Origin of the sequence: Geothrix sp. (assembly GCF_030219325.1) — a bacterium.
Lineage (GTDB): Bacteria > Acidobacteriota > Holophagae > Holophagales > Holophagaceae > Geothrix.
In genome coordinates, this window is the sequence record NZ_CP126625.1 from 745,014 (window position 1) to 771,513 (window position 26,500).

The 26,500-nt window shown below is 67.3% G+C and carries 23 protein-coding genes; 10 read left to right on the plus strand and 13 right to left on the minus strand.

Annotated features, from left to right (window positions below):
• Nucleotides 1-95: 95 nt before the first annotated feature.
• The 7 genes from QOZ81_RS03315 (at nt 96) to QOZ81_RS03345 (ending at nt 7,921) form a co-directional block, all read left to right on the plus strand.
• The gene (locus QOZ81_RS03315; RefSeq protein WP_291201650.1) at nt 96-1,397 is read left to right on the plus strand and encodes an arginine deiminase; all 1,302 of its coding nucleotides are present in this window, start codon (nt 96-98) and stop codon (nt 1,395-1,397) included.
• Between the two features lie 118 nt (nt 1,398-1,515).
• Complete coding sequence (locus QOZ81_RS03320) at nt 1,516-2,499, plus strand: lysophospholipid acyltransferase family protein (protein ID WP_291201646.1); 984 nt, start codon at nt 1,516-1,518, stop codon at nt 2,497-2,499.
• Between the two features lie 50 nt (nt 2,500-2,549).
• A complete protein-coding gene (locus QOZ81_RS03325) occupies nt 2,550-3,020 on the plus strand; it encodes a GreA/GreB family elongation factor (protein WP_291201644.1) in 471 nt (156 codons plus the stop codon).
• Nucleotides 3,021-3,044: 24 nt separating this feature from the next.
• On the plus strand, nt 3,045-4,289 hold the full coding sequence (clpX, locus tag QOZ81_RS03330; RefSeq protein WP_291201642.1) for an ATP-dependent Clp protease ATP-binding subunit ClpX: 1,245 nt from the start codon (nt 3,045-3,047) through the stop codon (nt 4,287-4,289).
• A 12-nt stretch (nt 4,290-4,301) separates the two neighbouring features.
• On the plus strand, nt 4,302-6,722 hold the full coding sequence (lon, locus tag QOZ81_RS03335; RefSeq protein ID WP_300715340.1) for an endopeptidase La: 2,421 nt from the start codon (nt 4,302-4,304) through the stop codon (nt 6,720-6,722).
• A 32-nt stretch (nt 6,723-6,754) separates the two neighbouring features.
• On the plus strand, nt 6,755-6,955 hold the full coding sequence (locus tag QOZ81_RS03340; protein ID WP_291201638.1) for a hypothetical protein: 201 nt from the start codon (nt 6,755-6,757) through the stop codon (nt 6,953-6,955).
• 9 nt (nt 6,956-6,964) lie between these two features.
• Entirely contained in the window at nt 6,965-7,921 is a 957-nt protein-coding gene (locus QOZ81_RS03345; RefSeq protein ID WP_300715341.1) for a YihY/virulence factor BrkB family protein, read from the plus strand.
• Nucleotides 7,922-8,714: 793 nt separating this feature from the next.
• On the opposite strand, the gene QOZ81_RS03350 is transcribed toward QOZ81_RS03345, so the two are convergent.
• The 3 genes from QOZ81_RS03350 to trhA are packed head-to-tail and all read right to left on the minus strand — an operon-like array spanning nt 8,715 to nt 11,756.
• Entirely contained in the window at nt 8,715-10,232 is a 1,518-nt protein-coding gene (locus tag QOZ81_RS03350) for a sigma-54-dependent transcriptional regulator (RefSeq protein WP_291201633.1), read from the minus strand.
• Between the two features lie 38 nt (nt 10,233-10,270).
• Nucleotides 10,271-10,987, minus strand: coding sequence for a helix-turn-helix domain-containing protein (locus QOZ81_RS03355; RefSeq protein ID WP_291201631.1), 717 nt, complete (start codon nt 10,985-10,987; stop codon nt 10,271-10,273).
• A gap of 4 nt (nt 10,988-10,991) precedes the next feature.
• Complete coding sequence (trhA, locus tag QOZ81_RS03360; RefSeq protein ID WP_291201629.1) at nt 10,992-11,756, minus strand: PAQR family membrane homeostasis protein TrhA; 765 nt, start codon at nt 11,754-11,756, stop codon at nt 10,992-10,994.
• A gap of 47 nt (nt 11,757-11,803) precedes the next feature.
• On the opposite strand from trhA, the gene ggt reads away from it, so the two are divergent.
• A complete protein-coding gene (ggt, locus tag QOZ81_RS03365; RefSeq protein ID WP_291201627.1) occupies nt 11,804-13,456 on the plus strand; it encodes a gamma-glutamyltransferase in 1,653 nt (550 codons plus the stop codon).
• 6 nt (nt 13,457-13,462) lie between these two features.
• On the opposite strand, the gene QOZ81_RS03370 is transcribed toward ggt, so the two are convergent.
• The 3 genes from QOZ81_RS03370 to QOZ81_RS03380 form a co-directional block, all read right to left on the minus strand.
• Nucleotides 13,463-13,873 carry a bacteriohemerythrin gene (locus QOZ81_RS03370; protein ID WP_291201625.1) on the minus strand — a complete coding sequence of 137 codons (411 nt, stop codon included), beginning with the start codon at nt 13,871-13,873 and terminating at the stop codon, nt 13,463-13,465.
• A gap of 177 nt (nt 13,874-14,050) precedes the next feature.
• Nucleotides 14,051-16,420, minus strand: coding sequence for a S9 family peptidase (locus tag QOZ81_RS03375; protein WP_291201624.1), 2,370 nt, complete (start codon nt 16,418-16,420; stop codon nt 14,051-14,053).
• A 106-nt stretch (nt 16,421-16,526) separates the two neighbouring features.
• Nucleotides 16,527-18,284 carry a 30S ribosomal protein S1 gene (locus QOZ81_RS03380; protein ID WP_291201623.1) on the minus strand — a complete coding sequence of 586 codons (1,758 nt, stop codon included), beginning with the start codon at nt 18,282-18,284 and terminating at the stop codon, nt 16,527-16,529.
• A gap of 145 nt (nt 18,285-18,429) precedes the next feature.
• Between QOZ81_RS03380 and QOZ81_RS03385 the strand changes: the two genes are divergently transcribed.
• Nucleotides 18,430-19,173 carry an NRDE family protein gene (locus QOZ81_RS03385; RefSeq protein WP_291201622.1) on the plus strand — a complete coding sequence of 248 codons (744 nt, stop codon included), beginning with the start codon at nt 18,430-18,432 and terminating at the stop codon, nt 19,171-19,173.
• On the opposite strand, the gene QOZ81_RS16705 is transcribed toward QOZ81_RS03385, so the two are convergent.
• Entirely contained in the window at nt 19,170-19,301 is a 132-nt protein-coding gene (locus tag QOZ81_RS16705; RefSeq protein ID WP_341849992.1) for a hypothetical protein, read from the minus strand. The two genes, QOZ81_RS03385 and QOZ81_RS16705, sit on opposite strands and share 4 nt — an antisense overlap.
• Before the next feature lie 85 nt (nt 19,302-19,386).
• Between QOZ81_RS16705 and QOZ81_RS03395 the strand changes: the two genes are divergently transcribed.
• Entirely contained in the window at nt 19,387-20,463 is a 1,077-nt protein-coding gene (locus QOZ81_RS03395; protein WP_300715343.1) for a hypothetical protein, read from the plus strand.
• Between the two features lie 15 nt (nt 20,464-20,478).
• Here QOZ81_RS03395 and QOZ81_RS03400 read toward each other — a convergent pair whose 3' ends face one another.
• From QOZ81_RS03400 to sufB, 6 genes are all read right to left on the minus strand, one after another.
• Nucleotides 20,479-21,036, minus strand: coding sequence for a NifU family protein (locus QOZ81_RS03400; RefSeq protein ID WP_291201621.1), 558 nt, complete (start codon nt 21,034-21,036; stop codon nt 20,479-20,481).
• A 123-nt stretch (nt 21,037-21,159) separates the two neighbouring features.
• On the minus strand, nt 21,160-21,609 hold the full coding sequence (sufU, locus tag QOZ81_RS03405; protein ID WP_291201620.1) for a Fe-S cluster assembly sulfur transfer protein SufU: 450 nt from the start codon (nt 21,607-21,609) through the stop codon (nt 21,160-21,162).
• The gene (locus QOZ81_RS03410) at nt 21,606-22,841 is read right to left on the minus strand and encodes a cysteine desulfurase (protein WP_291201619.1); all 1,236 of its coding nucleotides are present in this window, start codon (nt 22,839-22,841) and stop codon (nt 21,606-21,608) included. The genes sufU and QOZ81_RS03410 overlap by 4 nt, the downstream gene beginning before the upstream one ends.
• Nucleotides 22,838-24,118 carry a Fe-S cluster assembly protein SufD gene (gene sufD / locus QOZ81_RS03415; RefSeq protein ID WP_291201618.1) on the minus strand — a complete coding sequence of 427 codons (1,281 nt, stop codon included), beginning with the start codon at nt 24,116-24,118 and terminating at the stop codon, nt 22,838-22,840. The genes QOZ81_RS03410 and sufD overlap by 4 nt, the downstream gene beginning before the upstream one ends.
• Nucleotides 24,115-24,879, minus strand: coding sequence for a Fe-S cluster assembly ATPase SufC (sufC, locus tag QOZ81_RS03420; protein WP_291201617.1), 765 nt, complete (start codon nt 24,877-24,879; stop codon nt 24,115-24,117). Before sufC ends, sufD begins: the two co-directional genes overlap by 4 nt.
• A gap of 104 nt (nt 24,880-24,983) precedes the next feature.
• Nucleotides 24,984-26,423 (minus strand): Fe-S cluster assembly protein SufB, encoded by a 1,440-nt coding sequence (sufB, locus tag QOZ81_RS03425; RefSeq protein ID WP_291201616.1) that lies wholly within the window; start codon nt 26,421-26,423, stop codon nt 24,984-24,986.
• Between the last annotated feature and the right edge of the window lie 77 nt (nt 26,424-26,500).

The window sequence follows — 26,500 nt, forward strand, 5'->3', positions numbered from 1 at the left end:
TCAGTAAAGAATATGAAACCCGAGGGTCAACTGAGGTTTCCAGACTCAGTGGGGACGCGCTTCTCGTGGTAATCTGCGAGGTTACAAGGACCCCCATGCAGCCCATCCAGCTCTCCGTTTTTTCCGAGACCGCCCGGCTCCGGCAGGTGGTGGTGCACAACCCCGGCCCTGAGGTGGACCTGATGGTGCCCGGGATGATGGAGAAGCTCCTCTTCGATGACATCCTCCACGGCGACCTGGCCCGGTACGAGCACGGCCAGTTCAGGCAGGTGCTGGCCAAGGTGGCCGACGAGGTGCTGGACATCCAGGACCTCTTCACCGATGCGCTCCAGGACGAGGGTGTGAAGCTGGGCTTCATCGAGGACCTGCGGCGCCTGGTGGGACTGCCGGACGACACCTGCAACCTGCTGCGCGACATGGGCCCGGCGGACGTGGCCCGCAGCGTCATCGGGGGCCTGCCCTGGGACGACATGCCGGGCCACACGCGCTGGGAGGAGGAGTTCGACTACCGGGTGCGCCCCATCCCGAACCTGCTGTTCATGCGGGACCCGGCCTCGGTCATCGGCGACGGCTACAGCGTGAACTCCATGGCCACCTGGGCCCGGGAGCGCGAGCCGCTCATCCTCAGCTACGTCTTCCGCCACCACCCGCGCCTGAAGCACCACACGGACCACGACAAGTGGTTCGACCAGGTGACGCCCCTGGTGCGCGGCGAGATCAAGGCCCCCGTGAGCCTGGAAGGCGGGGACATCCTGGTGCTCAGCCACAAGGTGCTGGCCGTGGGCTGCAGCGAGCGCACCCAGGCCGACGCCATCCACCAGCTGGCCGAGAGCCTGCGGGCCCACCACGCCGAGGACAACGCCAGCTTCGACCACCTGCTCATGGTGCTCATGCCGAGCAAGCGCAGCGCCATGCACCTGGATACGATCTTCACCCGCACCAGCGAGGACGAGTGCCTGGTCTTCCCGCCCTACTTCCGCGAGGGCAGCCGGGAGCTGCTGAACGTGACCAGCATCGACCTGCGCCACCAGGAGCTGCGCATGAGCACCCAGCCCAGCCTGCTCAAGGCGCTGAAGACCCTCGGCATCGACCTGAAGCCCATCTTCTGCGGCGGCCTGGACCCCATCATGCAGCAGCGGGAGCAGTGGACCGATGGCGCCAACGCCTTCTGCCTGGCCCCCGGCGTCATCACCAGCTACGGCCGCAACATCGCCACGGCGGCGGCCCTGGACCAGGCCGGCTACCACGTGGTGACGGCCCAGGAGGTGCTGACCGATCCCACCCTGGACCTGCTGGATGGGGGCAAGTACCTGGTCCAGATCCAGGCCGGTGAGTTGAGCCGGGCCCGGGGCGGGCCGCGCTGCATGACCATGCCCCTATCCCGGGATGGGGCCTGACAGGCGCCATCCCGCCTGGGTGGAATCGCAAGTCTTGAAATGGTTCAGCAATGACTCCTGAATCTGGTTGCTGCTAAGCTTCATCCTCGCGCCTCGTCACCGAGGCGCCCCTTTTTTTATGGCCGATCTGACCCCCACCCCCACCTCCGCCCCGACCCTCCGGCACCGCCTGGAGTACGGCGTCTTCCGCCTGCTGGACGGCGTCCTGGGCCGGCTGCCCTGGGCCACGGTCCAGGCCCTGGGCGAGGCTGCGGGCGAGCTCTTCTACCTGGCTGACCCCAGGCACCGCCGCATCGTCCGGGAGAACCTGCGTTTCGCGGAACTCGGCCTGACGGAGGCCGAGACCCGGGCCATGGCCAAGGCCTGCTTCCGGCATTTCGGATCCCTGTTCATCAGCCTGCTCCGCCTGCGCCACGCCACGCCCGAGGAGCTCGACCGCTGGATCAAGGTCGAGGGGCTGGAACATTTCGACGCCGCCCAGGCCTCCGGCAAGGGCTTCATCCAGCTCACGGGCCACTACGGCAACTGGGAGGCGGTGGCCCTGGCCCAGAGCCGCCACGGCCGCACCATCGATGCCATCGGCCGGGAGCTGGACAACCCCCTGCTGGAGCCCATCTCCCTGGGTTTCCGCACCCGCTTCGGCAACCGTGTGATCCTCAAGGACGGGGCCATGCGGGAGACGCTCCGTTCTCTCAAGGCCGGGCGAGGCGTGGGCTTCCTGCTGGACCAGGACGCCCTCACCATGGGCGTGTGGGTGCGGTTCCTGGGCCAGTGGGCCTCCACCTTCGGCACCGCCGGCAGCCTCGCGGCCCGCTACGGCCTGCCCGTGCTGCCGGTGTTCAGCTGGCCCAACGAGGACGGCACCACCACCGTGCGCTTCGAGGCGCCCTTCGAGGTGCCCGTCACCGGCGATGCGGCCCGGGACGCCTGGGTGGCCACCCAGCTCATGACCGCCCGCATCGAGGGCCAGATCCGGAAGGACCCCCGCTGGTGGTTCTGGATGCACCGCCGCTTCAAGACCCGCCCCGGCGAGGGGGACCCCCTTCCGGCTCCGCTTCCGCCCCCGGAGTGGGTAGAATCGATCCCAACCTCTCCTGTCTGACCGGGCCGAACGGCCCGCCTTTTTTTGACCCTTCTTTCCCGGAAGTCCCCATGCCCAAGCACGTGCTCGCCAAGCTCGAGAAGGAACTCAAGGACATCAAGCAGGCCCTGCTCGTGGACATCCCCCAGGAGATCGCCCGGGCGGCCGGCCAGGGCGACCTATCCGAGAATGCGGAGTATGAACAGGCCCTGGCCAAGCGGGACATGTTCCAGAACAAGCTCGTCACCCTCGAGAAGCGCATTTCGGAGGTGGCCAGCCTGGACATCAGCCGCCTGCCCAAATCCCGGGCCGCCTACGGGTCCAAAGTCACCATCCTGGACCTGGATTCCGATGAGGAATTCACCTACACGCTGGTGCTTCCGGAGGAACTGGATGGCCATCCCCAGCATCTCAGCATCAGCTCCCCCATCGGCATGGCGCTGGTGGGCCAGGAGGAGGGCAACGAGGTCCGCGTCCAGATCCCCGCGGGAGTCCGGCGCTTCGAGATCCTGGAATTGAAGACCATTCACGATGTAGCCTAGAGCCGCACCCGAGCGGGAGCACGAATGAACAAGTACAAGCGCGAACAGAAATGCTCCTTCTGCGGCAAAGAGCCCCATGAGGTGGAGCAGCTCCTCGCGGGTCCCGAAGCCTTCATCTGCAACGAGTGCCTGGAGGCCGGCCAGCTGCAGCTGCGCATGAGCCGCCAGGGCAAGCCCCTGGGCAAGCACGAGGCCCGCCTCAGCCGGCCCAAGGAGATCAAGTCCTTCCTGGACGACTACGTCATCGGCCAGGAGGCCGCCAAGAAGCGCCTCAGCGTGGCGGTCTACAACCACTACAAGCGCATCCTGACGCCCCGGAAGGCCCTGGGCGCCACCGAGGTGGAGCTGTCCAAGAGCAACATCCTGCTGCTGGGCCCCACGGGCACCGGCAAGACCCTGCTGGCCCAGACCCTGGCCCGCTTCCTGGACGTGCCCCTGGCCATGGCCGATGCCACCACGCTCACCGAGGCCGGCTACGTGGGCGAGGACGTGGAGAACATCCTCACCAAGCTGCTCCAGGCCGCCAACTACGATGTGGAGCGGGCCCAGCGCGGCATCGTCTTCATCGACGAGATCGACAAGGTGGGCCGCAAGAGCGAGAACCCCAGCATCACCCGCGACGTGTCCGGCGAGGGCGTGCAGCAGGCCCTGCTGAAGCTGGTGGAGGGAACGGTCGCCAACGTGCCGCCCCAAGGCGGCCGCAAGCACCCGCACCAGGAGTTCATCCAGCTGGACACCAGCAACATCCTGTTCATCTGCGGCGGCGCCTTCGTGGGCATCGAGGACATCATCAAGCAGCGCATCCGCGCCAAGGCCGTGGGCTTCGGCTCCACGCCCTCCTCCAAGGAGGACAAGGAGAACATGCTCCGCCTGGTGGAGCCCGAGGACATCATCAAGTTCGGCCTCATCCCCGAGCTGGTGGGCCGCCTTCCCGTCGTGGCGGGACTCGCCCCCCTGGACCGGGAGGCCCTGGTGGCCATCCTCACCCAGCCCAAGAACGCCATCACCAAGCAGTTCGTGAAGCTCTTCGACATGGACGACGTGGACCTGAGCTTCGAGGAGGGCGCCATCGACGCCATCGCCGAGCAGGCCCTCACCCGCAAGCTGGGCGCCCGCGGCCTCCGCAGCCTGGTGGAGCAGATCCTCCTGGAGCCCATGTACGAGCTGCCCTCGGACAAGCGCACCTCCCGCGAAACCCTGCGCATCACCCGGCAGAAGGTCGAAGAGGTCATGGGTCTTCCCTCCCAACCGATCTCCGCCGCGGGCTGAATCGAGGCTTCCTTGGCCGTCCCCAAGACGCTCACCCTGCCCGCCATTCCCATCCGGGACATGGTGCTGTTCCCGGGGGCCCGGGTGCCCTTCGTGGTGGGACGGTCGGCCTCGGTGCGCACGCTGGAGCTGGCCATCAAGGCCGGCGACCACCTCCTGATGCTGACGCAGAAGGACGCCAAGGTGGAGACGCCGGGCCAGGATGATCTCTTCGCCATCGGCACCCTGGCCCTGGTGGAATCGGTCATCGCCCTGCCCAAGGACTACTACAAGGTGGGCGTGAAAGGCATCGCCCGCGTGAACCTGCGCCGTTACGACGACAGCGGCGAGGTCATCCAGGCCGAAGCCTACCTGCTGCCCGAGCCCGCCCAGACCGGCGGGGGCTCGCTCCAGCCCTTCCACCAGGCCGTGGAATCCTTCCTGGGCCGCAACTCCGACGCCTCCCGCCTGCTGAGCATGGACCAGATCCGCGAGCTGGCCCTGGGCAAGGCCATCGACACCGTGGCCGGGCTGGTGCCCGCCGAGGTGAAGCAGAAGCAGGAGATCCTCGATCAGCTGGAGATCGCCCCGCGCCTGGAGTCGCTCATGCGGCTGCTGGAGCTCGACGCCGCCCGCTCCGAGGTGGACCGCACCCTGGACGAGAAGACGCGCCAGCGCCTGGACCAGGACCACAAGCAGTACGTGCTGAACGAGAAGATGCGGGTCATCCAGCAGGAGCTGGGCAAGAAGGAGGAGAAGGACGAAGGCACGCGCCTGAAGGACCAGATCGAAGCCGCCGGCATGACCGTCGAGGCCAAGGCCAAGGCCCTGGAGGAGCTGGAGCGCCTGGAGGCCATGCCGCCCCAGAGTGCCGAGGCCACGGTCAGCCGCACCTACCTGGACTGGCTGCTCGCCCTGCCCTGGCAGGCCATGGCCGATGAGCGGCTCGACCTCACCGAGGCCGAGCGGGTGCTGGACGAGGACCACTCGGGCCTCGACAAGATCAAGGCCCGCATCCTCGAGCACCTGGCCGTCATGGCGCGGTTGCGCAACGAGCCGCTGAAGGAGGGCGAGACCGGCGACCGTGCCCCGCTCCGCGGCCCCATCCTCTGCCTCGTCGGCCCGCCGGGCGTGGGCAAGACGTCGCTGGCCCGCAGCATCGCCCGGGCCCTGAACCGGCCCTTCGTGCGGCTGTCCCTGGGCGGCGTGCGGGACGAGGCGGAGATCCGCGGCCACCGTCGCACCTACATCGGCTCCATGCCCGGCCGCATCATTTCGCTCATGAAGAAGGCCAAGGTCCGCAACCCGCTCATGCTGCTGGACGAGATCGACAAGATGGCCTCGGACTTCCGCGGCGATCCGAGTTCCGCCCTGCTTGAAGTGCTCGATCCCGAACAGAACGCGGCCTTCCAGGATCACTATCTGGACCTGGGCTTCGACCTCAGCCAGGTGCTGTTCCTGGCCACGGCCAACGTGCGCCACCAGATCCCCGAGCCCCTGGAGGACCGCCTGGAGGTGCTGGAGCTGTCCGGCTACACCACCAAAGAGAAGCTGGCCATCGCAGAGCAGCACCTGCTGCCCCGGGCCCTCGAAGGGCACGGCATGAAGGGCATGGGCGTGCACTTCGAGACCGCGGCCCTGGAGAAGCTCGTGCAGGCCTACACCCGCGAGGCTGGCGTGCGCCAGTTCGAGCGCGAGATCGCCAACATCCTCCGGAAGCTGGCACGGCACACGCTGCAGCCCGAGAAGGGCGAGCCCTTCGATCCCGTCATCACCGCCGAGCGGGTGCCCAAGCTGCTGGGACCCGAGAAGATCCTGGAGCACCGTGCCGAGGACACGGCCCCGCCGGGGCTGGTGAACGGCCTGGCCTGGACCCCCACGGGCGGCGACCTGCTCACCATCGAGGCCGCCGTGCTGCCGGGCAAGGGCGTGCTCAAGCTCACGGGCAAGCTGGGCGAGGTCATGCAGGAGAGCGCCAACCTGGCCCTGAGCTACGTCCGCGCCCGGGCCGAGCGCCTGGGCCTGAAGCGGGACTTCCTCGACACGGTGGACCTGCACGTCCACGTGCCCGAAGGTGCCATTCCCAAGGACGGCCCCAGCGCCGGCATCACCCTGGCCACGGCCCTCATCTCCGTGCTGACGGGCATCCCCGCCCGGGCGGACCTGGCCATGACGGGCGAGTTGACGCTGAGGGGCCGCGTGCTGCCCATCGGCGGGCTGAAGGAAAAGCTGTTGGCGGCTCACCGCCAGGGCCGCAAGGCCGTGCTGATCCCCAGCGAGAACGCCCGCCACCTGGAGGAAGTGCCCGCCGAGGTTCGCGAGCAGCTGAGCATCCACCTGGTGAGCCACATGGACGAGGTCATCCAGTTGGCCCTCACCCGCATGCCCGAGCCCCTGGGGCCGGAAGTGGCGGGCCACCCCAACCCCGCCCGCGAGAATCCGGCGACCCAGTAGGGAAGGCCGTTCCAGCCTGCTAACCTGAATCCATGCGCTTTCTCTCCAGCCACGTCCTCCATTTCCTCGTCATGGGCCTGGGCATCGCCGTGGTCCTGGGGCTGCTGCATCCGACCACCAGGCCGGAGCGGACGCGGGCGTCCATCCTGAAGCACGTGGCGGGGCTCATCGGCATCGGGCTGGCGCTGGCCTGGCTCATGTACCTCCTGCCCCGGCATCCCGTTCGATTCTAGGGGGACGCCGTGGTCGAGAAGGTCCTGGGCCTCTGGGCCACCCTCGAGGCGGGCTGGCAGCGGGCCTGGCGGCTCGCGGTGGACCTGTGGAATGAGATCGCCCGGACGGTACCCGTCGTGGGGCGCGTGGGGCACTTCACCTTCGAAGTGATCGGCAAGTACCACAAGGACGACTGCCTGAGCTACGCCGCGGGCCTCAGCTTCTGGCTCATCGTCAGCCTGGTGCCCCTGTCCACGCTGCTGTTCAAGCTGCTGGGCGCCATTCTGGGCAGCCGCGCCTACGGGCCCGCCACCATGAAGACCCTGCAGGAGATCGTGCCCTTCCTCCCGAAGGAGTTCGTCTACGATGCCGTGGCCAACAGCCAGAAGATTGGTGGCATGGGGCTCTCCTGGATCGTGCTGCTCTTCGGCAGCTACTGGGGCATCAGCCAGCTGGACACCAGCCTGGCCCACGTGTTCGGCCTGCGCATCAAGAAGCACCGCCAGACCCGCAAGAACCACCTGCTGCGCCAGGTGATCTTCCTGGTGGGCGGCCTGCTGGCCACGGTCTTCTTCCTGGCGGTGCTGCTGGGCGGCGCCCTGCGCAAGATCTTCCCCGCCCGGCAGACGGACTTCCTGCCCTACCTCGGGCCCCTGATCGGCCTGGTGGTGATGACCCTGGTGCTGCAGCACCTCCCCCGCCTGCACGTGAAGTTCCGCCACGCCTTCCTGGGTGCGGGCATCTCCACGGCCCTGTGGTGGCTGGCCAAGTGGGGCTTCGGCATCTACCTGAAGCACACCCTCACCTGGGGCATCATGTACGGCTCCCTGCTGGGCATCGTGGCGGGCCTCACCTTCCTCTACTACAGCTGCGCCATCCTCCTGCTGGGCGCCGAGATCACCGCCGCCTTCTACCGCCACGAAACCGGCGCCACCACCGTGCCCTCATGGCTGCGGATGAAGGCGGGCGAGCCGGTGAAGCCCTAGGGTTGTTCACGCGGAGACGCGGAGTGCGCGGAGGAACAGATCAGAATAGGGTCTCTGAATGTCCTTCCCTTCAGCGACGATCGGTCAGGGAGACAGTCATGCAGCACGTCCCAGCCCAATTCGAGAATCAGGCCATCCGGCGAGCCTATGACGAGTCCACGGAGACATGGTGGTTCTCGGTCGTCGATATCGTGCAGGTGCTCACCCAGCAGCCGGATTTCCAGTCGGCCCGCAAATATTCGAACAAGCTCAAGACTCGCCTAAATGTTGAAGGCAGTGAGTCGGTGACAAAATGTCACCGACTGAAACTACCCGCGCCGAGAGCACTCTTCAGTAGCCGCACCCCATCAACGGCGACGAGGTGTTTTGGTCGAAAGGAATTTTTAAAGCTGAGGAGAGCGGAGGAACGGAGGAGAGCTGAGAAAGACAGGAGGCATTTTCTCCGCTTTCCTCCGCCCCTCAGCTGTCCTCCGCTTACTTGACTCTTTTGCAGTAAAAGCCGCCAATGGCGAAAGCACGGGCCAGTGCCGCACCAAGGGGCATTCAAAAGAAAAAAAATTTGCCGGCGATGGACAGTGATGGACGGTGATGAAAAGAACGGGCGCAGTTATCCCCGTACATCACCGTGCATCACCGGCTAAAAGAAAAACACCGATGACACCAAGCACTGGCTGATGAACACCGAAGAGATCGGTGAGCGCGGCCCATGCCTTGCTCTTGACGGTGTTCATCAGCTTTTATTGGTGTTCATCGGTGGTTCAAAATGCTTTTGCTTTTCCCGGTGGCGATGCGGCTACTCGTCGTCGCGCCCGCGCTGACTCGCAGGAATCGCGTAGCCGTCGGCCTTGTACTCGTTGATCTTGTTCCGCACGGTGCGCAGGGCGATGTCGAGCTGTTCGGCGCAGTGGGTGCGGTTGCCCTTGAGGGCGCTGAGGGTGGAGAGCAGCCAGAAGCGCTCGAGCTCGGGCAGGCTCAGGCCCAGGGGCAGCACCACGGGGGTGCCCATGGGCACGCCCACAAGGGGCTTGAGGGGATCGGCCACCACGGCGCCGGCGGGGGCGGCCACGTCGCGGCGGACGGCAGCGGGCGCCACGGGGGGCGTCCAGGGCTCGATCACGGGGCTTTCCGGCGGATCCTCGGGCAGTCCCTCGAAGGCATCACTGGGCAGCAGCCAGCGCAGGTCCTGCTGGCTGAGGCGGCGGCCCTGGCTCAGCACCACGCAGCGCTGGATGACGTTCTCCAGCTCGCGGATGTTGCCGGCCCAGGGATGGCGGGCTAGCGCGCCGAAGAAGCTGGGCACCAGCTCCGGTACGGGCCGGTCGTTCTCGCGGGCGTAGCGTTCGGCGAAGTGCGAGGCCAGCAGGCTCAGGTCGCCCGGCCGGTCGCGCAGGGGCGGCAGGTCCAGGGGGATGACGTTCAACCGGTAGTAGAGATCCTCGCGGAAGCGTCCGGCTTTCACCTCAGCCTGGAGGTCGCGGTTGGTGAGGGCGATGAGGCGCACATCCACCGCGATGGGCCGGTTGCCGCCCAGGCGATCCACGGTGCGCTCCTGGAGGACGCGCAGCAGCTTGCCCTGGAGGCCCAGGGGCAGTTCACCCACCTCGTCGAGCACCAGGGTGCCGCCGTCGGCCTGCTCGAAGCGGCCCTGCTTCATGCTGGTGGCACCGGTGAAGGCGCCCTTCTCGTAGCCGAACAGCTCGGATTCCAGCAGGTTCTCGGGGATGGCGGCGCAGTTGATGGCCACGAAGGCGCCGTTGCGGCGGGGGCTGGAGCCGTGGATGAGCTTGGCCAGCAGCTCCTTGCCGGTGCCGCTCTCGGCCTGGATGAGGATGGTGGCGCGGCTGTCGGCGGCGCGGCGGGCCAGGGCCAGGGTCTCGCCCAGCGCCGGGTCCTGCGTGAGGATCACGGGGGCCTCGGAGGCCTCCTCGGCCTTGAGGTGGCCCTCGGACTTCAGCGCCTTGTGCAGGGCGCTGGTGAGTTCTTCGGGGCTGAAGGGCTTGGAGAGGAAGTCGAAGGCGCCGAGGCGCATGGCCTCGCGGGCGGATTCCAGGCTGCCGAAGGCGGTGATGAGCAGCACGGGCAGGCCCGGATCCACGGCCTTCAGCCGGGCCGTGAGCTGCAGGCCGTCCATGCCGGGCATGCGCAGGTCCGTGATCACGGCGTCGAAGGCGCCGGGCCGCACCATGCGCAGGGCCTCCTCGCCACCGCGGGCCTGCTCGGCAAAGAAGCCGGAGCGCTTGAGGCTCATGGCCATGCCATCCCGCATCCCGGGATCGTCGTCCACCACCAGCACCCGAAGGGGAGTCGCCATAGCTGAGCATCCATGCGGCCAGGGCGGCCGCTACCCCGTTATCGGGTCCCGGGGTCCGGACTGGAGTTTTGTGCCGGGCGGCGTTTCAGGATCCGGCGGGGCAGGTCGCCGCTCCCCTCCTCCCCGCGCACGGGGTCCCCGTGGCGGCGGATGAGCAGGTAGAGCTGGCGGCGGCTCACGCCCAGGCGCCGGGCGGCCTCCACCCGGTTGCCGTAGGCCCGGCGCAGGGCCTGGTGCAGCAGGTACCGCTCCAGCGCGTGCAGGTTGGTCGCCAGGTCCTCGGCCTCGAAGCGGGGCGGGCCGGCCGGTTCGGAGGCGGGCGACTGGCCCAGCAGCTTCCAGCGCAGCAGGCGGTTCCGCAGCTCCCGCAGGTTCCCGGGACAGGGCAGGGCGCCCAGGCTGGCGGGAAGGTCCCCTTCGAGGCCCTCCTCCGCGGCCAGTGCCGCCAGCAGAGCCGGGATCGCCTCGGGATGTTCGTCCAGGCCAGGCAGGCGCAGCTCCAGGCAGGGCAGGTGGTCCGGGACCGAGCGGGCCGCCACCACGCCCCGCGGCTCGCCCGCCAGCCACTCGGCGGCCGCCGTCGCGGTGCCAGCCTCGTGCATCGGTACGCCCCGGCGCGCGGCCAGCTCCGCCGCCAGCGTGGAGACGCCGGAGCCCACGGGGCCGTGGATCCACAGGGCCTCGGGACGGGCGATCAGCTCCTCCAGGTGGGCGCCCCACTGGGCGAAGCCCGGGAGGAGGGCCAGCGGAACCACGGGCCTACTTCCCCGGGAACACGTGGAAGAGCACGGCGAACACGTGGCAGGCGCTGCCGGCCACCACGAAGAGGTGCCAGAGGGCGTGGTGGAAGCGCAGCCGCTCCAGGCTGTAGATGGCGGCGCCCGCGCTGTAGAAGAAGCCGCCGCTGAAGAGCCAGTAGAGGCCGTGGGTCGACAGGGATTTCCCCAGGGGCACGGCGGCGATGACGATGAGCCAGCCCATCAGAAGGTAGATGCAGGTGGAGATCCAGCCCATGCGCTTGGCGAAGGCCGGATCCATGTCCGTATCGCCGGGCACGGCGTGGAGGTGGTCCACCGCGGGCGGCCGGAAGATTTGCCTGGCCAGGCGCGCGTAGAACACGGCCTTGAACACGATGCCCACCACCGCCAGGCCCCAGACCAGGCCGAAGAGGGTCCAGCCCCAGCCGGGTCGCGTCCGACCCAGGGCGGACAGGCAGAAGGGCGTGTAGGTCCCGGCGATGAGGATGAAGATGGCCGAGTGGTCGAAGACCTTGAAGACCAGCTTCACCCGCGGTCCGCGGAAGGCGTGGTACAGCGTGGACATGAGGTAGAGCAGGATCAGGCTGGAGCCGAAGATCGACGCCCCCACCACGTCCCGGGCGGTGCCGTGGATGGCCGCGGTGACCACCATCAGCACAAGCCCGGCGATGGACAGCGCCGCGCCCAGGCCGTGGGTCAGGCTGTTGGCCAGCTCCTCGCCGCGCGTCTGGGAGGTGGATCCGGGGAGAGAAGCCGTGCGGGACATGCCTTCGAGGATGACAGACTCTAGGCATCGGTTCCTCTGGAGCTTCCATGCGCGTTCCTCTGTATCTGGCCCTGTTCCTCACGCTGGCGGCCCCGGCGCAGACCCTGCGGGGCGTGGTCGTGAGCCAGGAGCGGCTGGCCTCGGAGGCCGGCGCCCAGGTGCTGCGGGAGGGCGGCACGGCCGTGGACGCGACCGTGGCCACGGCCTTCGCGCTGGCCGTGGTGCATCCCGCCGCGGGCAACCTCGGTGGGGGCGGCTTCCTCCTGTCGCGGCCTACCTCGGGTCAGGCCCTCTTCCTCGATTTCCGGGAGACGGCCCCGGCCGCCGCCCATCCGCGCATGTGGCTGAAGGAGGACGGCACCTACGACGAGGCGCGACACCATGAAAGCCTGGCCGCGGTGGGCGTGCCGGGCACGGTGGCCGGGCTGCGCACGGCCTGGAAACGGGCGGGCCGCCTGCCCTGGGCGCGCCTGCTGCGGCCCGCCATCCGGCTCGCCCGCGGGGGCTTCGTCCTCTCGGAGAATCAGGCGGCAAGCCTGGAGAAGCAGCTGCCCGAGTTCCGGAAGCACCCGCCCACCCTGGCCCAGTTCAGCCGCGGTGGCGAGCCGCTGAAGGCCGGGGACCGGCTGGTGCAGCGCGACCTGGCCCGCACCCTGGAACGCCTGGCGAAGGACTGGACGGACTTCTACCGCGGCGCCACCACCCGCCTCATCCTGCGTGACATGCAGGCCGGAGGGGGCCTGCTCAGGGCCGCGGATCTGCGCGCCTACCGGCCGCGCTGGCGTGAGCCTCTGCGCGGCAGCTACCGCGGCGTGGAGGTGCTGGCCGCGCCGCCCCCCAGCTCCGGCGGCCAGGTGCTCATCGAGGCCCTGAACGTGCTCGAGGGCTACGACCTGAAGGCCGCAGGGGCCGCCTCGGCCACGACCGTCCACCTGGCCTCGGAGGCGCTCCGCCGGGCCTTCGCGGACCGGGCGCAGTTCCTGGGTGATCCCGGCTTCAACGGGGACCTGCCGCTGGTCCGCCTGCTCTCGAAGGAACACGCGGCGTCCCTGCGGGCGACCATCCGCCCGGACCACGCTTCCGCCTCCGCGCCGGACCGCTTCACCTGGCCCGCGGATCGCCCCGACACCACCCATCTCTCGGTGCTGGACCGCAAGGGGAACGCCGTGAGCCTCACCTACACCTTGGAGGACAGCTACGGGCTCAAGCGCATCGTGCCCGGCGCGGGTTTCCTGCTGAACAACGAGCTGGGCGACTTCAACGCGGGGCCCGGCCTGACCGATGCCACGGGCCTCATCGGCACGGCGCCGAACCTGGCCCAGCCGGGCAAGCGCCCCCTGTCGAGCATGTGCCCCGTCATCCTCGTGCAGGGCGGAAAGGTGCTGCTGGTCAGCGGCAGCCCCGGTGGGCGCACCATTCCCAGCACGGTGCTGAACACGGTGCTCAACGCGGTGGACTTCGGCATGGAGGCGCGCTCCACCGTGGACGCCCCCCGCTTCCACCACCAGTGGCTGCCGGACCGCATCCAGGTGGAGGCGGACCTGCCCGCCGCCACCCAGGCCGCGCTGAAGGCCATGGGCTACGCGCTCAAGGACGTGAAGAAGCAGGGCTGCGCCCAGGTGATCCTGGTGCGCGATGGCCAGGTCGAAGGCGCCGCCGACATCCGGCGGTGGCCAGACAGCGCGGCGGTCGTGGAGTGAGGTGCTCTAGGCGGCGATGCCCTTCGCTTTGAGGAAGGCGCCCAGGGCCTTGTCCTCGCCCTGGATGTGCTTCGTGAGCCAGTCCTCGAGGAAGCTGAAGACCGAGGAGGTCAGCAGGATCTTCCCGCTCTGGTAGTTCGCGATGAGCGTCCCGACCTCCTTCACCAGGTCGGCGTGGACGGCGCAGTGCCGCTGGGTCTCGGGGTAGCGGTGCGCAATCATCAGGCGCTCCTCGCCCGCGAAGTGCGCCACGGTGTAGTCCTTCAGGAAGAGCAGGGTCTTCTCGATCTCGTCCTTGCCCTTGCCCTGTTTCATGGCCATGTGCAGGTTGTTCAGGGTGTCCACCAGGGACCGGTGTTCCGCGTCGATCTTCGCGTGGCCCACTTCCAGGGTCGCGCGCCAGTCCATGTAGGCCATCTCACCACTCCATTCAGGCAGAGCCCACACCAGCGGGGCGTCTCCCCAAGGGTTCGGCCGGGCCCTCCGCGTCGCTTCAGTCCTGGCGGCAGGCTTGTGACTGTCGTCATAAAAGCACTGAATTCATCGTTTATGAATGTGGTCGTTACACTGACGTGATTTTCCAGGAGGCTCCCTTCAGTTCGGTGCATCCTTCGCCGGTTTCACGTGCCTGTCGAACCAGCGGAGCATCTCCCAGAGGGTGTGCTCGATGGATTCGCGGGCGACGTAGCCGTGGGATTCCAGCGGCAGGGTGACGTAGCGCGCGGTCTGGCCGTGGCCCTTGAGGGCCGCGTAGAGGCGCTCGCTCTGGATGGGGAAGGTGCCGGAGTTGTTGTCGGCCTCGCCATGGATGAGCAGGATTGGCGCGTTGAAGTGGTTGGCGGACATGAAGGGCGACACCTTCAGGTACATCTCCGGCGCCTCCCATAAGGTGCGCCGCTCGCTCTGGAAGCCGAAGGGCGTGAGCGTCCGGTTGTAGGCGCCGCTGCGGGCGATGCCGGCCCTGAACAGGCTGGAGTGCGCCAGCAGGTTCGCCGTCATGAAGGCGCCGTAGCTGTGGCCGCCCACGCCCACGCGTTTGGGATCGATGACGCCCAGCTCGTCGGCCTTGTCGATGGCGGCCTTGGCGCTGGCGACCACTTGATCCAGGAAGGTGTCGTTCACGGTCTTGGGGTCACCCACCACGGGCATCGTCGCATTGTCGAGCACCACGTAGCCCGACAGCAGGAAGAACAGGTGGGACATGCCGCCGATGGTGGTGAACCGGTTCGCCGAGCCCGTGACCTGACCAGCCGTGGAGGCATCGGTGAACTCCAGCGGGTAGGCCCAGATCACCGCGGGGCGCCGCTCTCCGGCCTTGTAGTCGGGCGGCAGGTACATCGTGAAGCTGAGCGTCACGCCGTCGGGACGGGTGTACTTCACCAGCTGCTTCTGGATCTTGCGCAGCTCGGGCAGCGGGTCGGCGAAGGCCGTGAGGGCCTTGGCCTCCGTGCCGTGCAGCACGTAGTTCGGTGCTTCGGTGGAGCTCTCGCGCCGCGTGATGAACCGGCCATCCGGCAGCAGCGCCACCATGGCTTCATAGCGCCTGGGATCGGATTGGAAGCGGCGCTCGGTCTTGAGCGTGGCGGGATCGAAGCGGTCCAAGAACGGACGATCACCTTCGGGCGTGGCGCCCTGGCCCACCAGGAGCAGTGACCCGGCCAGCTGGCGCAGGGCCACGTGGCCGTTGGGCAGGAGCCGCGACTGGAAGGCGCCGGGGTCGCGGTAGCGGTCGTTTCGGCTGAGGTCAAAGGCAAGACGGGCCTCGGCGGGACGCGCTGGATTGAGCAGCCAGGTGCGGGTCCAGCGGCGGTCCTGGTCGTACTCGCGGATGACGGCCAGGTCCCCGCGCTCGCCCCACTCCATGCCCATCAGGCGGGCCTGCAGCTGGAGCAGCTCCGTGGGCTTGGCGGTGAAGGGCGCGGCCTGGGTCAGGATGCGGTCGCGGAAGGCGGCCTTCTGCTTGGGGTTGCCCCCGTCCATGGCCTCCACCCAGGCCAGGGTGGCGGGCTCCGTGGGCCGCCAGTGCAGGCGGCGGGGGCCGGTGCGCACGCCCTCGAGGGGGATGTCCTCGGCCAGGGGCTGATCCGCCACGAGATGCAGGAGGGCCCCGGAGCCATCCCAGACCTCTTCCCGCACAGGAAACTGCTGGCTGGGCACCAGGAAGGAGAAGGGCCGCTGCAGCCGGGACACCAGGACGAGGCAGCCGTCCGGAGAGGGCTGCACATTGGCGTAGAGGCCGGGCTTGCCGAGGGGCCTGAGGGCGCCCGTGGCGGGATCGACGCGCACCAGCTGGGACTGCCCCAGGAACTCGAAGCGGGCCTCGTCCTGGGCGTTCTGGAGCAGGTCCTGGTAGGTGGGGGCGGGAGCGGCCTTGCCCTCGTTTTCCTGGATGCGGGGGCCCTGGGGCGCCTCGGGAGCGCTGGGCTCCAGCCCCTGGCCCGCGGGCAGGGCCTTGCAGAGCAGGCTGCCGTCCGGCATCCAGTCGAGGGGGCTGCCCAGGATCGCGTTCAGCTGCAGTCCCTGGATCCGGTGCAGCTTTCCGGTGGCGGCCTCGCCGATCCACAGCTCCGTGGCCCGGGCCGACGCGCCGATCAGCGCGAAGCGTGTGCCGTCCGGGGACCAGCGCGGCTGGCCGAGGCTCACGCCCGCGGGCAGGGCAATGGTTTTCGGGGGGCCGTCGAGCCGCTGCATGGCCAGGGCCTTCAGGCGCGGCGGCGCGTGGGGGCCGCGGGTGCGCGGGTTGAACCGGTGCCCGGCCAGCCGCGCCATGGGCTGCGCCAGATCCTTGATGGAGGGGTGGCGGTCGAACTCCGCCAGGAGGAAGCGATCCCCCTTGGGGCTGAGGATCAGCGAGGGCGTGCCCGGGGCGTCCAGCACGGCCTGGATGGCCTTGGGCGCCTTCTGGTAGGGCGCGGGCTGCGCCAGCAGGGCAAGGCTGAGGATGGGTGCGAGGGCACGCAGCATGGGGGCTCCCGGGGGATGCCTCATCATGCCACGAGTCACGAGGTATGAAGGCGGATACAACGAAGCCCCCTTGCGGGGGCCTCGTCAGGTGCGGGTGGGGCGAAGACTACTCGCGCTCGGCCCGGTTGAAGGCGTCGGCCAGCGTCGCCTTTTTGAATTCCGGCTGGCGGGCCTTGGCAGCTTCCAGATCGCCACGCTCCATGTCCTGCTCCAGCTGCTTGACGGAGAGGCCGATGCGGCGCTCGGTGGGATCGAGCTTCACGATCTTCATGGTGAGCTCCTGGCCGGCGGCGAACTCCTTCTGGATGTCCTCCACCCGCTTGCGGCTCAGCTCGGAGACGTGCACCAGACCCTCGATGCCGTCGCCGAGGTCGACGAAGGCGCCGAAGTCGGTCAGGCGGGCGATCTTGCCGGTGATGACGGTGCCCACGCTGTGGTTCTCGAAGAAGATCTCCCAGACGTTGGGCTCCATCTGCTTCACGCCGAGGCTCATGCGCTGGGCCAGGGGATCCAGGTTGAGGACCTTGGCGGTGACTTCGTCGCCCTTCTTCACGATCTCGCCGGGGTGCTTGATCTTCTTGGTCCAGCTGAAGTCGGACACGTGGATCAGGCCGTCGATGCCCTCTTCCAGCTCGATGAAGGCGCCGAACTCCGTGATGTTGCGCACGGTGCCCGTGACGATCATGCCGGGCTGGTACTTCTCGGCGATGGCCATCCAGGGGTTCGGGGTGATCTGCTTCATGCCGAGGCTGATGCGGCGGTTCTCGCTGTCCACCTGCAGGATGATGGCTTCGACCTGGTCGCCCAGGTTGACCATGCCCTTGGCGGACTTGACCTTCTTGGTCCAGCTCATCTCGGAGACATGCACCAGGCCTTCGATGCCGGGCTCGAGCTCGACGAATGCGCCGTAGTCAGTGATCGACACGACCTTGCCCTTGACGGTGGCCTGGATGGGGTAGCGCTCCTCGACGGAGAGCCAGGGATCCGGGAACTTCTGCTTGTAGCCGAGGCTGACGCGCTCGGTCTCCTTGTCGTACTTGAGCACGGCCACTTCGACCTTGTCGCCCACCTGGAACATCTCGCTGGGGTGGTTGAGCCGGCCCCAGGACATGTCGGTGATGTGCAGCAGGCCGTCCACGCCGCCGAGGTCGACGAAGGCGCCGTACTCGGTGATGTTCTTGATGGCGCCCTCGACCAGCTTGCCTTCTTCGAGGCCCGCGAGGGTCTCTTCCTTCAGGCTCGCGTTGATGGTCTCGAGGAACAGCTTGCGGGACAGCACGATGTTGCCGCGGCGGCGGTTGACCTTGATGACCTTCATGTCGAAGGACTTGCCGAGGTAGGGATCCAGGTTGCGGACGGGCTTCATGTCCACCTGGCTGCCGGGCAGGAAGGCGCGGATGCCGATGTCGACCGCCAGGCCGCCCTTGACCTTCTCGAGCACGGTGCCGTGCACGGTCATGTTGGAACGGAAGGCCTTCTCGACCTCGTCCCAGATCTTCATCTTCTCGGCGCGCTCGCGGCTGAGGCGCACGTTGCCGTTGGCGTCCTCGAGCATCTCGAGCAGCACTTCGACGACCTCGCCCACCTGCACGCCCTGCGTGCCGTCGGGATTGTTGAACTCGTCGAGGTTGACGGTGCCCGACCCCTTGTAGCCGATGTCGACGATGACGTCCTTGCCGCGGATCTCCACGACGACGCCACGCACGACCTCTTCTTCGCGGAGGCCACGGGTTTCACCCTGCAGGGCGGCCATGAACTCCTGGCCCTCCTCGCTGCCGTCCTCGACGTATCCCGAGTCCAGCACGGTGATGCGGCCCATCTGCTTGGAGCCTAGGCCCTTGATGATTGCTTCTAACTTGGACATGAAGTCCACCTCTTTGGTTAGCCCCCGCGCTCTGGCGGTGGGCTGGAATCCCGGCACACGAAGTCCGGCAGAACGCCTAGATTATCCAGGAATGCCTTGGGGGGCCAGGAAATGTATTGGGAGAGGGTGGAGGCACAATAGGGGGATGTGCGTCATTGCCTTCCACTGGCGGCCCGAGGGCCCGCTGCCCCTGCTCGTGGCGGGAAACCGGGACGAGTTCTATGCGCGTCCCACGGCACCCATGGCCTGGTGGGAGGGTAGGCGCATCCTGGCGGGTCGGGATCTCCAGGCCGGTGGGACCTGGCTGGGGGTGGGTCCCGGGGGCCGCTTCGCGGCCCTCACCAACCACCGGGACCCCTCGAAGACCCGGCCGGATCGCGCCACCCGGGGCCTGCTGCCGGTGTGGTTCCTGGAGGTGGGCCACACCGCCGGAGCCTTCCTGGAGGAGCTCCGCCCGGTGGCAGGCCGCTACAACCCCTTCAACCTGCTGGTCTACGACGGCCGTGACTTGCTCGGCTTCGAGAGCCGCCAGGACCGGGTGGTCTCCTTCACGCCCGGAATCCACGCCATTTCCAATGGGGACTTCGACGAGCCCTGGCCCAAGGTCGAGCGCCTCAAGGCGGGACTGCTCGACGGTGAAGGGGATGACGAGGCGCTCCTGACCCTGCTGCAGGAGGCCGAGCCCTTCCCGGACGAGCGCCTGCCCAGCACCGGCGTGGCGCTGGAATGGGAGCGGGCCCTCTCGCCGGCCTTCATCCGGACGCCCACCTACGGCACCCGCGCCTCGACGCTCCTGCGCCTGGGCCGGGAGGCGGTGTCCGTGCTCGAACAGCGGTTCTCGCCCGAGGGCCCCGAAGGGCGCTCCGAGTTCCGGTTCCAACGGACCTAGACCGAGATCACCACGATCTCCGGGTCCACTTCCTTCTGCAGCATGCCTTCGATGGCCACCAGCGTGCCGGTGAGGCTGACGGGGCAGCTGCCGCAGGCGCCCCCACCTAGAGCATCCATCCGGATCATGACCTGCTTCTCGTGGCGGTCTGAACAGCTCGAGAGCGGCGGGAATTGATTTCCGTCCATCTGAATGCAGGGTTCAATGGGTTCCATGTTTCATGCCCTGTTGAATCCGGTGACGGTCGTTCTGCCCTCAGGGGGCTATGAGTCATTCCTTCTTGGGAATCTCCTAGCCGGGCTGGTGGAATACGGAGTGCTCCGCTGGAGATTTGGACTTCAGGGCTTCCGGTGGTTGGTGATCCTGGTGGTGGTCAATGCCTGCAGCGCCGCCATTGGGGGTTACCCGCTTCAAACCTGGCTTCCCACCTGGATCTCAAGGCTGAACCTGGGGCCGCTTGATCAGGTTCCCATGCTTCTCCTCTCGGCAGCCCTGCTCACCTTCCTGCTGGCCCTGCTCCTTGAACTTCCTGCTTACTTCGCGATCTTCCGACTGGCCGATGTGAGGAGGAGGCAGCCCATTCGTGCCTTGCTGGTTGCCCATCTGGTGAGTTGGCCAGTGACCTTGGGGCTGGCTGTATTCCTTTCTCGCCATGAGTGGGATCTGAGCCTTTATTCCAGGACGCAGCGAGTCAGAGTGTCGGCCATTGCCCCGCCAAGGACCTGGGTCTGGTTCCTGCGGGACGGGAAGCTTTGCAAGCAGCGCCTTGGAAGCCAAGCGGTCGAGTTCATTCCGGTTTCCTTTGGTGAGGCTGAAACCATCGCCAGTGACCCAGCGCTGGGGGGCTGGGTGCTGGAGGAATATGTCTTTGATACTCCTAACCACTGCAACAGTACGGCAGTCCTTCTCGCGCCATCATCTTGGGTTGGTCCGATGTGGACACAATCGTTTCCAGGCAAATCAGAAGAGAACCCCTGGAAAGATAAATTCCTGAATATCTCCATTCTCCGTGAGGAAAATTACTTCAATGCAAAGGATGCAGATCGCAGGGCAGTTACGGTAAGTCCTGAGGGAATGGGATCCGTCAGGGTGCTGCAGACAGGAGGTCCCTCGGAGGTCCTGAGGGCGTTCAGTCCCTTTCACAGGCCCTGGTTCGGCCGTGCCGTGACTTTTCCAGAAGGACAGGTTCTCTTTGAAATGGATCAAGGCATGGCACTGCTGGAACCCGCTAGTAGAAGGCTTGCCTCTGTCGGGCGAGGTCGACTGGTGATGGTGCTGCAGGAGCCCTGAATCCTTGCGCCTGGCCTAGACCGATATCACCACGATCTCCGGGTCCACTTCCTTCTGCAGCATGCCTTCGATGGCCACCAGCGTGCCGGTCAGGCTGGCCGGGCAGCTGCCGCAGGCGCCCACATAGCGGATCATGACCTGCTTCTCGTGGCGGCCGATCAGCTCGAGGCCGCCGCCATCGGCGGCCAGGGCCGGCAGGATGGCGCTCTCCAGCACCATGCGGATGTCGCGCAGCATGGGATCGTTCTCGTCCTCGATCTTGGTGAAGACCCGCGCGGGGGCCGGGGCGCCGGTGCCGCCGCCCGTGCCCGCGGCGGCGCGGATGGGGGCGGCCAGCAGGGGCAGCATCTCGGGCCAGCCCTTGTCGTCGGTCTTGGTGACCGTGAGGAACTTGTCCTGCATGAACACCGAGGTGACGTTCCCCACGGCGAAGAGGTTCTTCGCCAGCTCGTCGTGCTCCGCCGTCTCCACGCTGGGGAAGGACTTGGGGAAGCCCACGGCCACGGCTTCCTTCAGCACGAACTTCACGGCGTTGGGGTTGGGGGTGTATTCGATCTCGGCGATTTTGGGCATCAGGGACTCTTAACCGCGAATGACGCGAATGGGCGCGAATGAAGAAGCGGAAAACGGGCTGTCGGCATTGGCGCGAGTCGGGGTCTGGCTTTTATTAGCGAAAATTCGCGCCATTCGCGGTTCCTATTCTGTTGAGGCTTCGGCCTCGCCCTTGAGGGCGGCGTGGAGGGTGGCCCAGGGGAGGACGGCGCATTTCACGCGGCTGGGCAGGTCCTTGACGCCGCTGAAGAGCGTCAGCTTGCCGAGCAGGGGCGTTTGGATGCCCGGCTCCAACTCACCGCGCACCATGCCGCGGAACTGCTCGGCCATGGCCTCGGCCTCGACCACGGGCCTGCCCTTCACGGCGCCGGTCATGAGGCTGGCGCTGGCCACGTCGATGGCGCACCCGCTGCCCTGGAACTTGATGTCCTGCACCAGGCCGTTTTCGATGACCAGGGTCAGGGTCAGCTCGTCCCCGCAGAGAGGATTGTGCCCATCGGCGTGGTGCGTACAGGTCTCCAGCTTCCCGAAATTCCGGGGCTTCTTGTTGTGCTCCAGGATCACCTGCTGGTACAGCTCGCGGGGGTCGCTCATGAGAACAGCTCGATGGCTTTGCGGACGGAGGCGACCAGCACGTCCACCTCCTCGCGGGTGTTGAAGTAGGCGAGGGAGGCGCGGGTGGTGGCGGGGACGTTGAAGCGGGTCATGACGGGCTGGGCGCAGTGGTGGCCAGCGCGGACGACGACGCCCTCGCCGTCCAGCAGGCTGCCCATGTCGTGAGGGTGGATGCCCGCCACCACGAAGGAGATGACGCTGGCCTTGTCCCTGGCCGTGCCCAGGATGCGCAGGCCCGGAATGGCGGAGAGCCGTTCGGTGGCATAGGCCAGCAGCTCATGCTCGTGGGCCGCGATGCGGTCCAGGCCGAGGCCATTCAGGTAGTCGATGGCGGCGCCCAGGCCGATGGCGGCGGCGATGGGGGGCGTGCCCGCCTCGAACTTGCCGGGGGCGGCCATGTAGGTGGTCTTCTCCCAGCTGACGGAGCGGATCATGTTGCCGCCGCCGTGCCAGGGGGGCATGGCCTCCAGGTGGGCCAGCTTGCCGTAGAGGACGCCGATGCCCGTGGGGCCCGAGAGCTTGTGGCCGCTGAAGGCGTAGAAATCCGCGTCCAGGTCCACCACGTCCACCTTCAGGTGCGGCACGGCCTGGGCGCCATCCACCAGCACGGGCACGCCCTTGGCGTGGGCCCTGGCGATGATCTCCTTCACGGGGTTCACGGTGCCGAGCACGTTGCTGACGTGCACCACGCCGATGATTTTCGTGCGGTCCGTGATGAGCTCGTCGAGCGAGTCGAGGATCAGCTCGCCCTCATCGGTCATGGGGATGACCTTGAGGGTGGCGCCCTTCTCCTCGGCCAGCATCTGCCAGGGCACGATGTTGGCGTGGTGCTCCATGGCGGACAGCAGGATCTCGTCGCCCGCCTTCACCACCTTGCGGCCGAAGGTCTGGGCCACGAGGTTGATGGCCTCCGTGGTGCCGCGGGTCCAGACGATCTCCTTGATGGAGCCGGCGCCGATGAACCTGCGCACCTTCTCCCGGGCGGCCTCGTAGAAATCGGTGGCCTCCTGGCTGAGGGTGCTCACGCCGCGATGGACGTTGGTGTGCTCCTCCCGCTCGTACTTCGCCATGCGCTCGATGACGGGCAGCGGCATCTGGCCGCTCACGGCGCTGTCGAGGTAGACCACGGGCTTGCCGTGCAGCACGCGGGACAGCAGGGGGAAGTCCCGGCGGACCGCGGCGACGTCGAGGGGATCGAGGACAGTGCTCATGCCAGATCTCCCAGCGAGGCCGCCTGGGTGCGGGCCATGACGAGCTGGCGCAGGGCCCGCCGCAGGCTGGCCACGGGGATGTGCGTCAGCACGTCCGCCGCGAAGCCGTAGGTGAGGAGGTTGCGGGCGTCGTCGGCGTTGAGGCCGCGGCTCTGCAGGTAGAACAGCTCCTCGGGGTCCAGCGCGCCCACGGTGGCGCCGTGGCTGCACTTCACGTCGTCGGCGTAGATCTCCAGCTGGGGCTTGGTGTCCACCCGGGCCGTCTCGGAGAGGAGGAGGTTGCGGCTCTGCTGCTTCGCGTCGGTGCCCTGGGCCTTGGGCGCCACCAGGACCTGGCCGTTGAAGACAGCGCGGGCATGGCCGTCCACGATGCACTTGTGCAGCTGGTGGCTGCTGGCGTGCGGCTCGGCATGGAGCATGAAGCTGTGCGTATCCGCCACCTGGGTGCCATCCAGCAGGGCGAGCCCATCCAGGGTTGCCTCGGCGCCTTCGGCCAGGCGCACCCAGGGCTGCTGTCGGGAGAGCCGGGCCCCGAAGCTCAGGGTGCGGGAGTGGTACTGACCGCCCTTGGCCACTTCGGCCTTGAGGGTGCCCAGGTGGAAAGCCTCGTCACTGTCGCGCTGGACCCGCTCGTGGCGGAGGATGGCGCCCTCGGCCACGCGGACCTCCACCACGGGGCAGGTCAGGTAGGTGCCCTCGCCGTGATGCTCTTCCACCAACTCCAGCTCGGCGCCGCGCTCCAGCACCACCATGAGCCGCGGGAAGACGGCCACGGGAGTCGCGGCCTTCGTGATGAAGAGCAGGTGCAGGGGCAGGGCCACCTTCATGTTCTTGGGCACCAGGAGGACGGCGCCGTCCTCGAAGCGGGCGGTGTTGAGATCCTCGAAGGGGCTCTGGTTGTGGGTTGGTCCCACCATGCCGAGGGCGTGGCAGGCCTCGCTGGCCGTGGAGAGAGGCAGGAAGCGAACGCCGGCGGGCACCGCCGAGGCGCAGCTGGCATGGGGGGCGTGGTGGCCGTTCACGAAGACCTGGCGGGTGCCCACCATCTCGGGGAGCAGGTGGCCGCTGACGTCCACCGTGGTCTTCGGCGCAGGGCCGAAGGCGATGCCGCCCAGGGCCTTCAGGTCCGTGTACTTCCAGTCCTCGTCCCCGGTGGTGGGCAGGTCGCGGCCCGCCAGCCGAGCCTCGGCCTCCGTCCGCAGGGTCTCCCACTCCGCGGGCCGGGGCCCGCTGAGCAGGTCCACCAGCAGGCTGGAACCCATGACGGCCGAGGTCATCGCGCGCCCCCGGCGGCGGCCTCTTCCAGCACCCAGTCGTAGCCCCGCTCCTCGAGCTCGAGGGCCAGCTCCTTGCCGGAGCTCTTGAGGATGCGGCCACCCGACAGCACGTGGACGAACTGGGGCTGGATGATCTCCAGGATGCGGGGGAAGTGGGTGATGATGAGCAGGGCTCGGTCGGCGCGCTGCAGCTTGTTCACCGCATCGCCCAGCACCCGCAGGGCGTCGATGTCGAGGCCGCTGTCCAGCTCGTCCAGGATGGCGAGCCTGGGCTCCAGTACCGCCATCTGGAGGATCTCGTTGCGCTTCTTCTCGCCGCCGGAGAAGCCCTCGTTGAGGCTGCGGTCCAGGAACTCCTCCTTCATGGCCACGACCTTGATCTTCTCGTGGATGAAGTCGTCGAACTCCAGGGGATCCAGCTCGTCGCGGCCCTCGGCCTCGGCCTTCTTGTTGTAGGCCAGGCGCAGGAAGGAGGCGTTGCTCACGCCCGGCACCTCGATGGGGTGCTGAAAACCCATGAAGATGCCGGCCCGGGCTCGGGCATCAGCTTCCATCTCGAAGAGGTTCTGGCCCTCGTAGAGCACCTCGCCGCCCGTGACCTCGTAGGCCGGATGGCCCGCCAGGACCTTACCCAGCGTGGACTTGCCCGAGCCGTTGGGCCCCATGATGGCGTGGGTCTCCCCGGCCCTGATCTCCAGATCGATCCCCTTCAGCACCGGCGTGCCGTTGATCGAGGCGGTGAGGTTCTTGATCGAAAGCATCTAAAACTCCAACAACAAACTGACAACCGCGAATGGCGCGAATTTTCGCGAATGGAATTCGGCGCTTTTATTCGTGCCCATTCGCGTCATTCGCGGTTCCATCTTTAGCCCACACTTCCTTCAAGCTTCAGGGACAGCAGCTTGGTGGCCTCCACGGCGAACTCCATGGGGAGCTCGCGGAAGACGTCCTTGCAGAAGCCGTTGATGATCATGCTGATGGCTTCCTCGGCCGGGATGCCCCGCTGCTGGAAGTAGAAGAGCTGCTCCTCCCCGATCTTGCTGGTGGTGGCTTCGTGCTCCACCTTGGCGCTGCGGTTCTGCACCTCGATGTAGGGGAAGGTGCTGGCGCTGCAGGTGTGGCCGATGAGCATGGAGTCGCACTGGCTGAAGTTGCGGGCGCCCTCGGCCTTGGGCTGGATCTTCACCAGGCCGCGGTAGCTGTTGGAGCTGTCGCCGGCGCTGATGCCCTTGCTGATGATGGTGCTCCGGGTGTTCCTGCCGATGTGCACCATCTTGGTGCCGGTGTCCGCCTGCTGCTTGTGGTTGGTGAGGGCCACGCTGTAGAACTCGCCGATGCTGTCGTCGCCCAGCAGGATGCAGCTGGGGTACTTCCAGGTGATGGCGCTCCCGGTCTCCACCTGGGTCCAGCTGATGTGCGAGGCCTTGCCTTTGCAGAGGCCGCGCTTGGTGACGAAGTTGAAGATGCCGCCCACGCCGTTCTTGTCCCCGGCGTACCAGTTCTGCACGGTGCTGTACTTGATCGACGCATGGTCGAGCGCCACCAGCTCCACCACCGCCGCGTGCAGCTGGTTGGTGTCGAACTGGGGCGCGGTGCAGCCTTCCAGGTAGCTCACGCTGGCGCCTTCCTCGGCCACGATGAGGGTGCGCTCGAACTGGCCCGACTCCTTGTTGTTGATGCGGAAGTAGGTGCTCAGGTCCATGGGGCAGGTGACGCCCTTGGGGATGAACACGAAGCTGCCATCCGTGAACACGGCGCTGTTCAGGGCCGCGTAGAAGTTGTCGGCGGCGGGCACCACGCTGCCCAGGTATTTCCTGATGAGCTCGGGATGTTCCCGCACGGCCTCGCTGAAGCTGCAGAAGATGATGCCGACCGTGGCCAGCTTCTCCTTGTAGGTGGTGGTCACGCTGACGGAGTCGAAGACCACGTCCACGGCCACGCCGGCCAGGGAGGCCTGCTCGTTGATGGGCACGCCCAGCTTCTCGAAGGTGCGCAGCAGCTCCGGGTCCACCTCGTCCATGGAGGCGTACTTGGGGGCCTTGGCCTTGGGGGCGCTGTAGTAGACGATCTTCTGGAAGTCGGGGCGGGGGTAGCTCACCTTGGCCCAGTCCGGCTCGGCCAGGGTCAGCCAGTGGCGGTAGGCCTTGAGGCGGAACTCCAGCAGCCACTCCGGCTCGCCCTTCTTGGCCGAGATGAAGCGGATGACATCCTCGTTGAGTCCGGCCGCGACGCTGTCCGCCTCGATGTCCGTCACGAAGCCGTACTTGTATTCCTGGCTGGTGACCACGTTCAAGGTGGTGCTCATCGCCGTCTCCCGATTCCCTTCATTCTGGAATCTCGACCAAAATTGTCAACTTAATAGGCTGTGGCCCCGGTCACGAG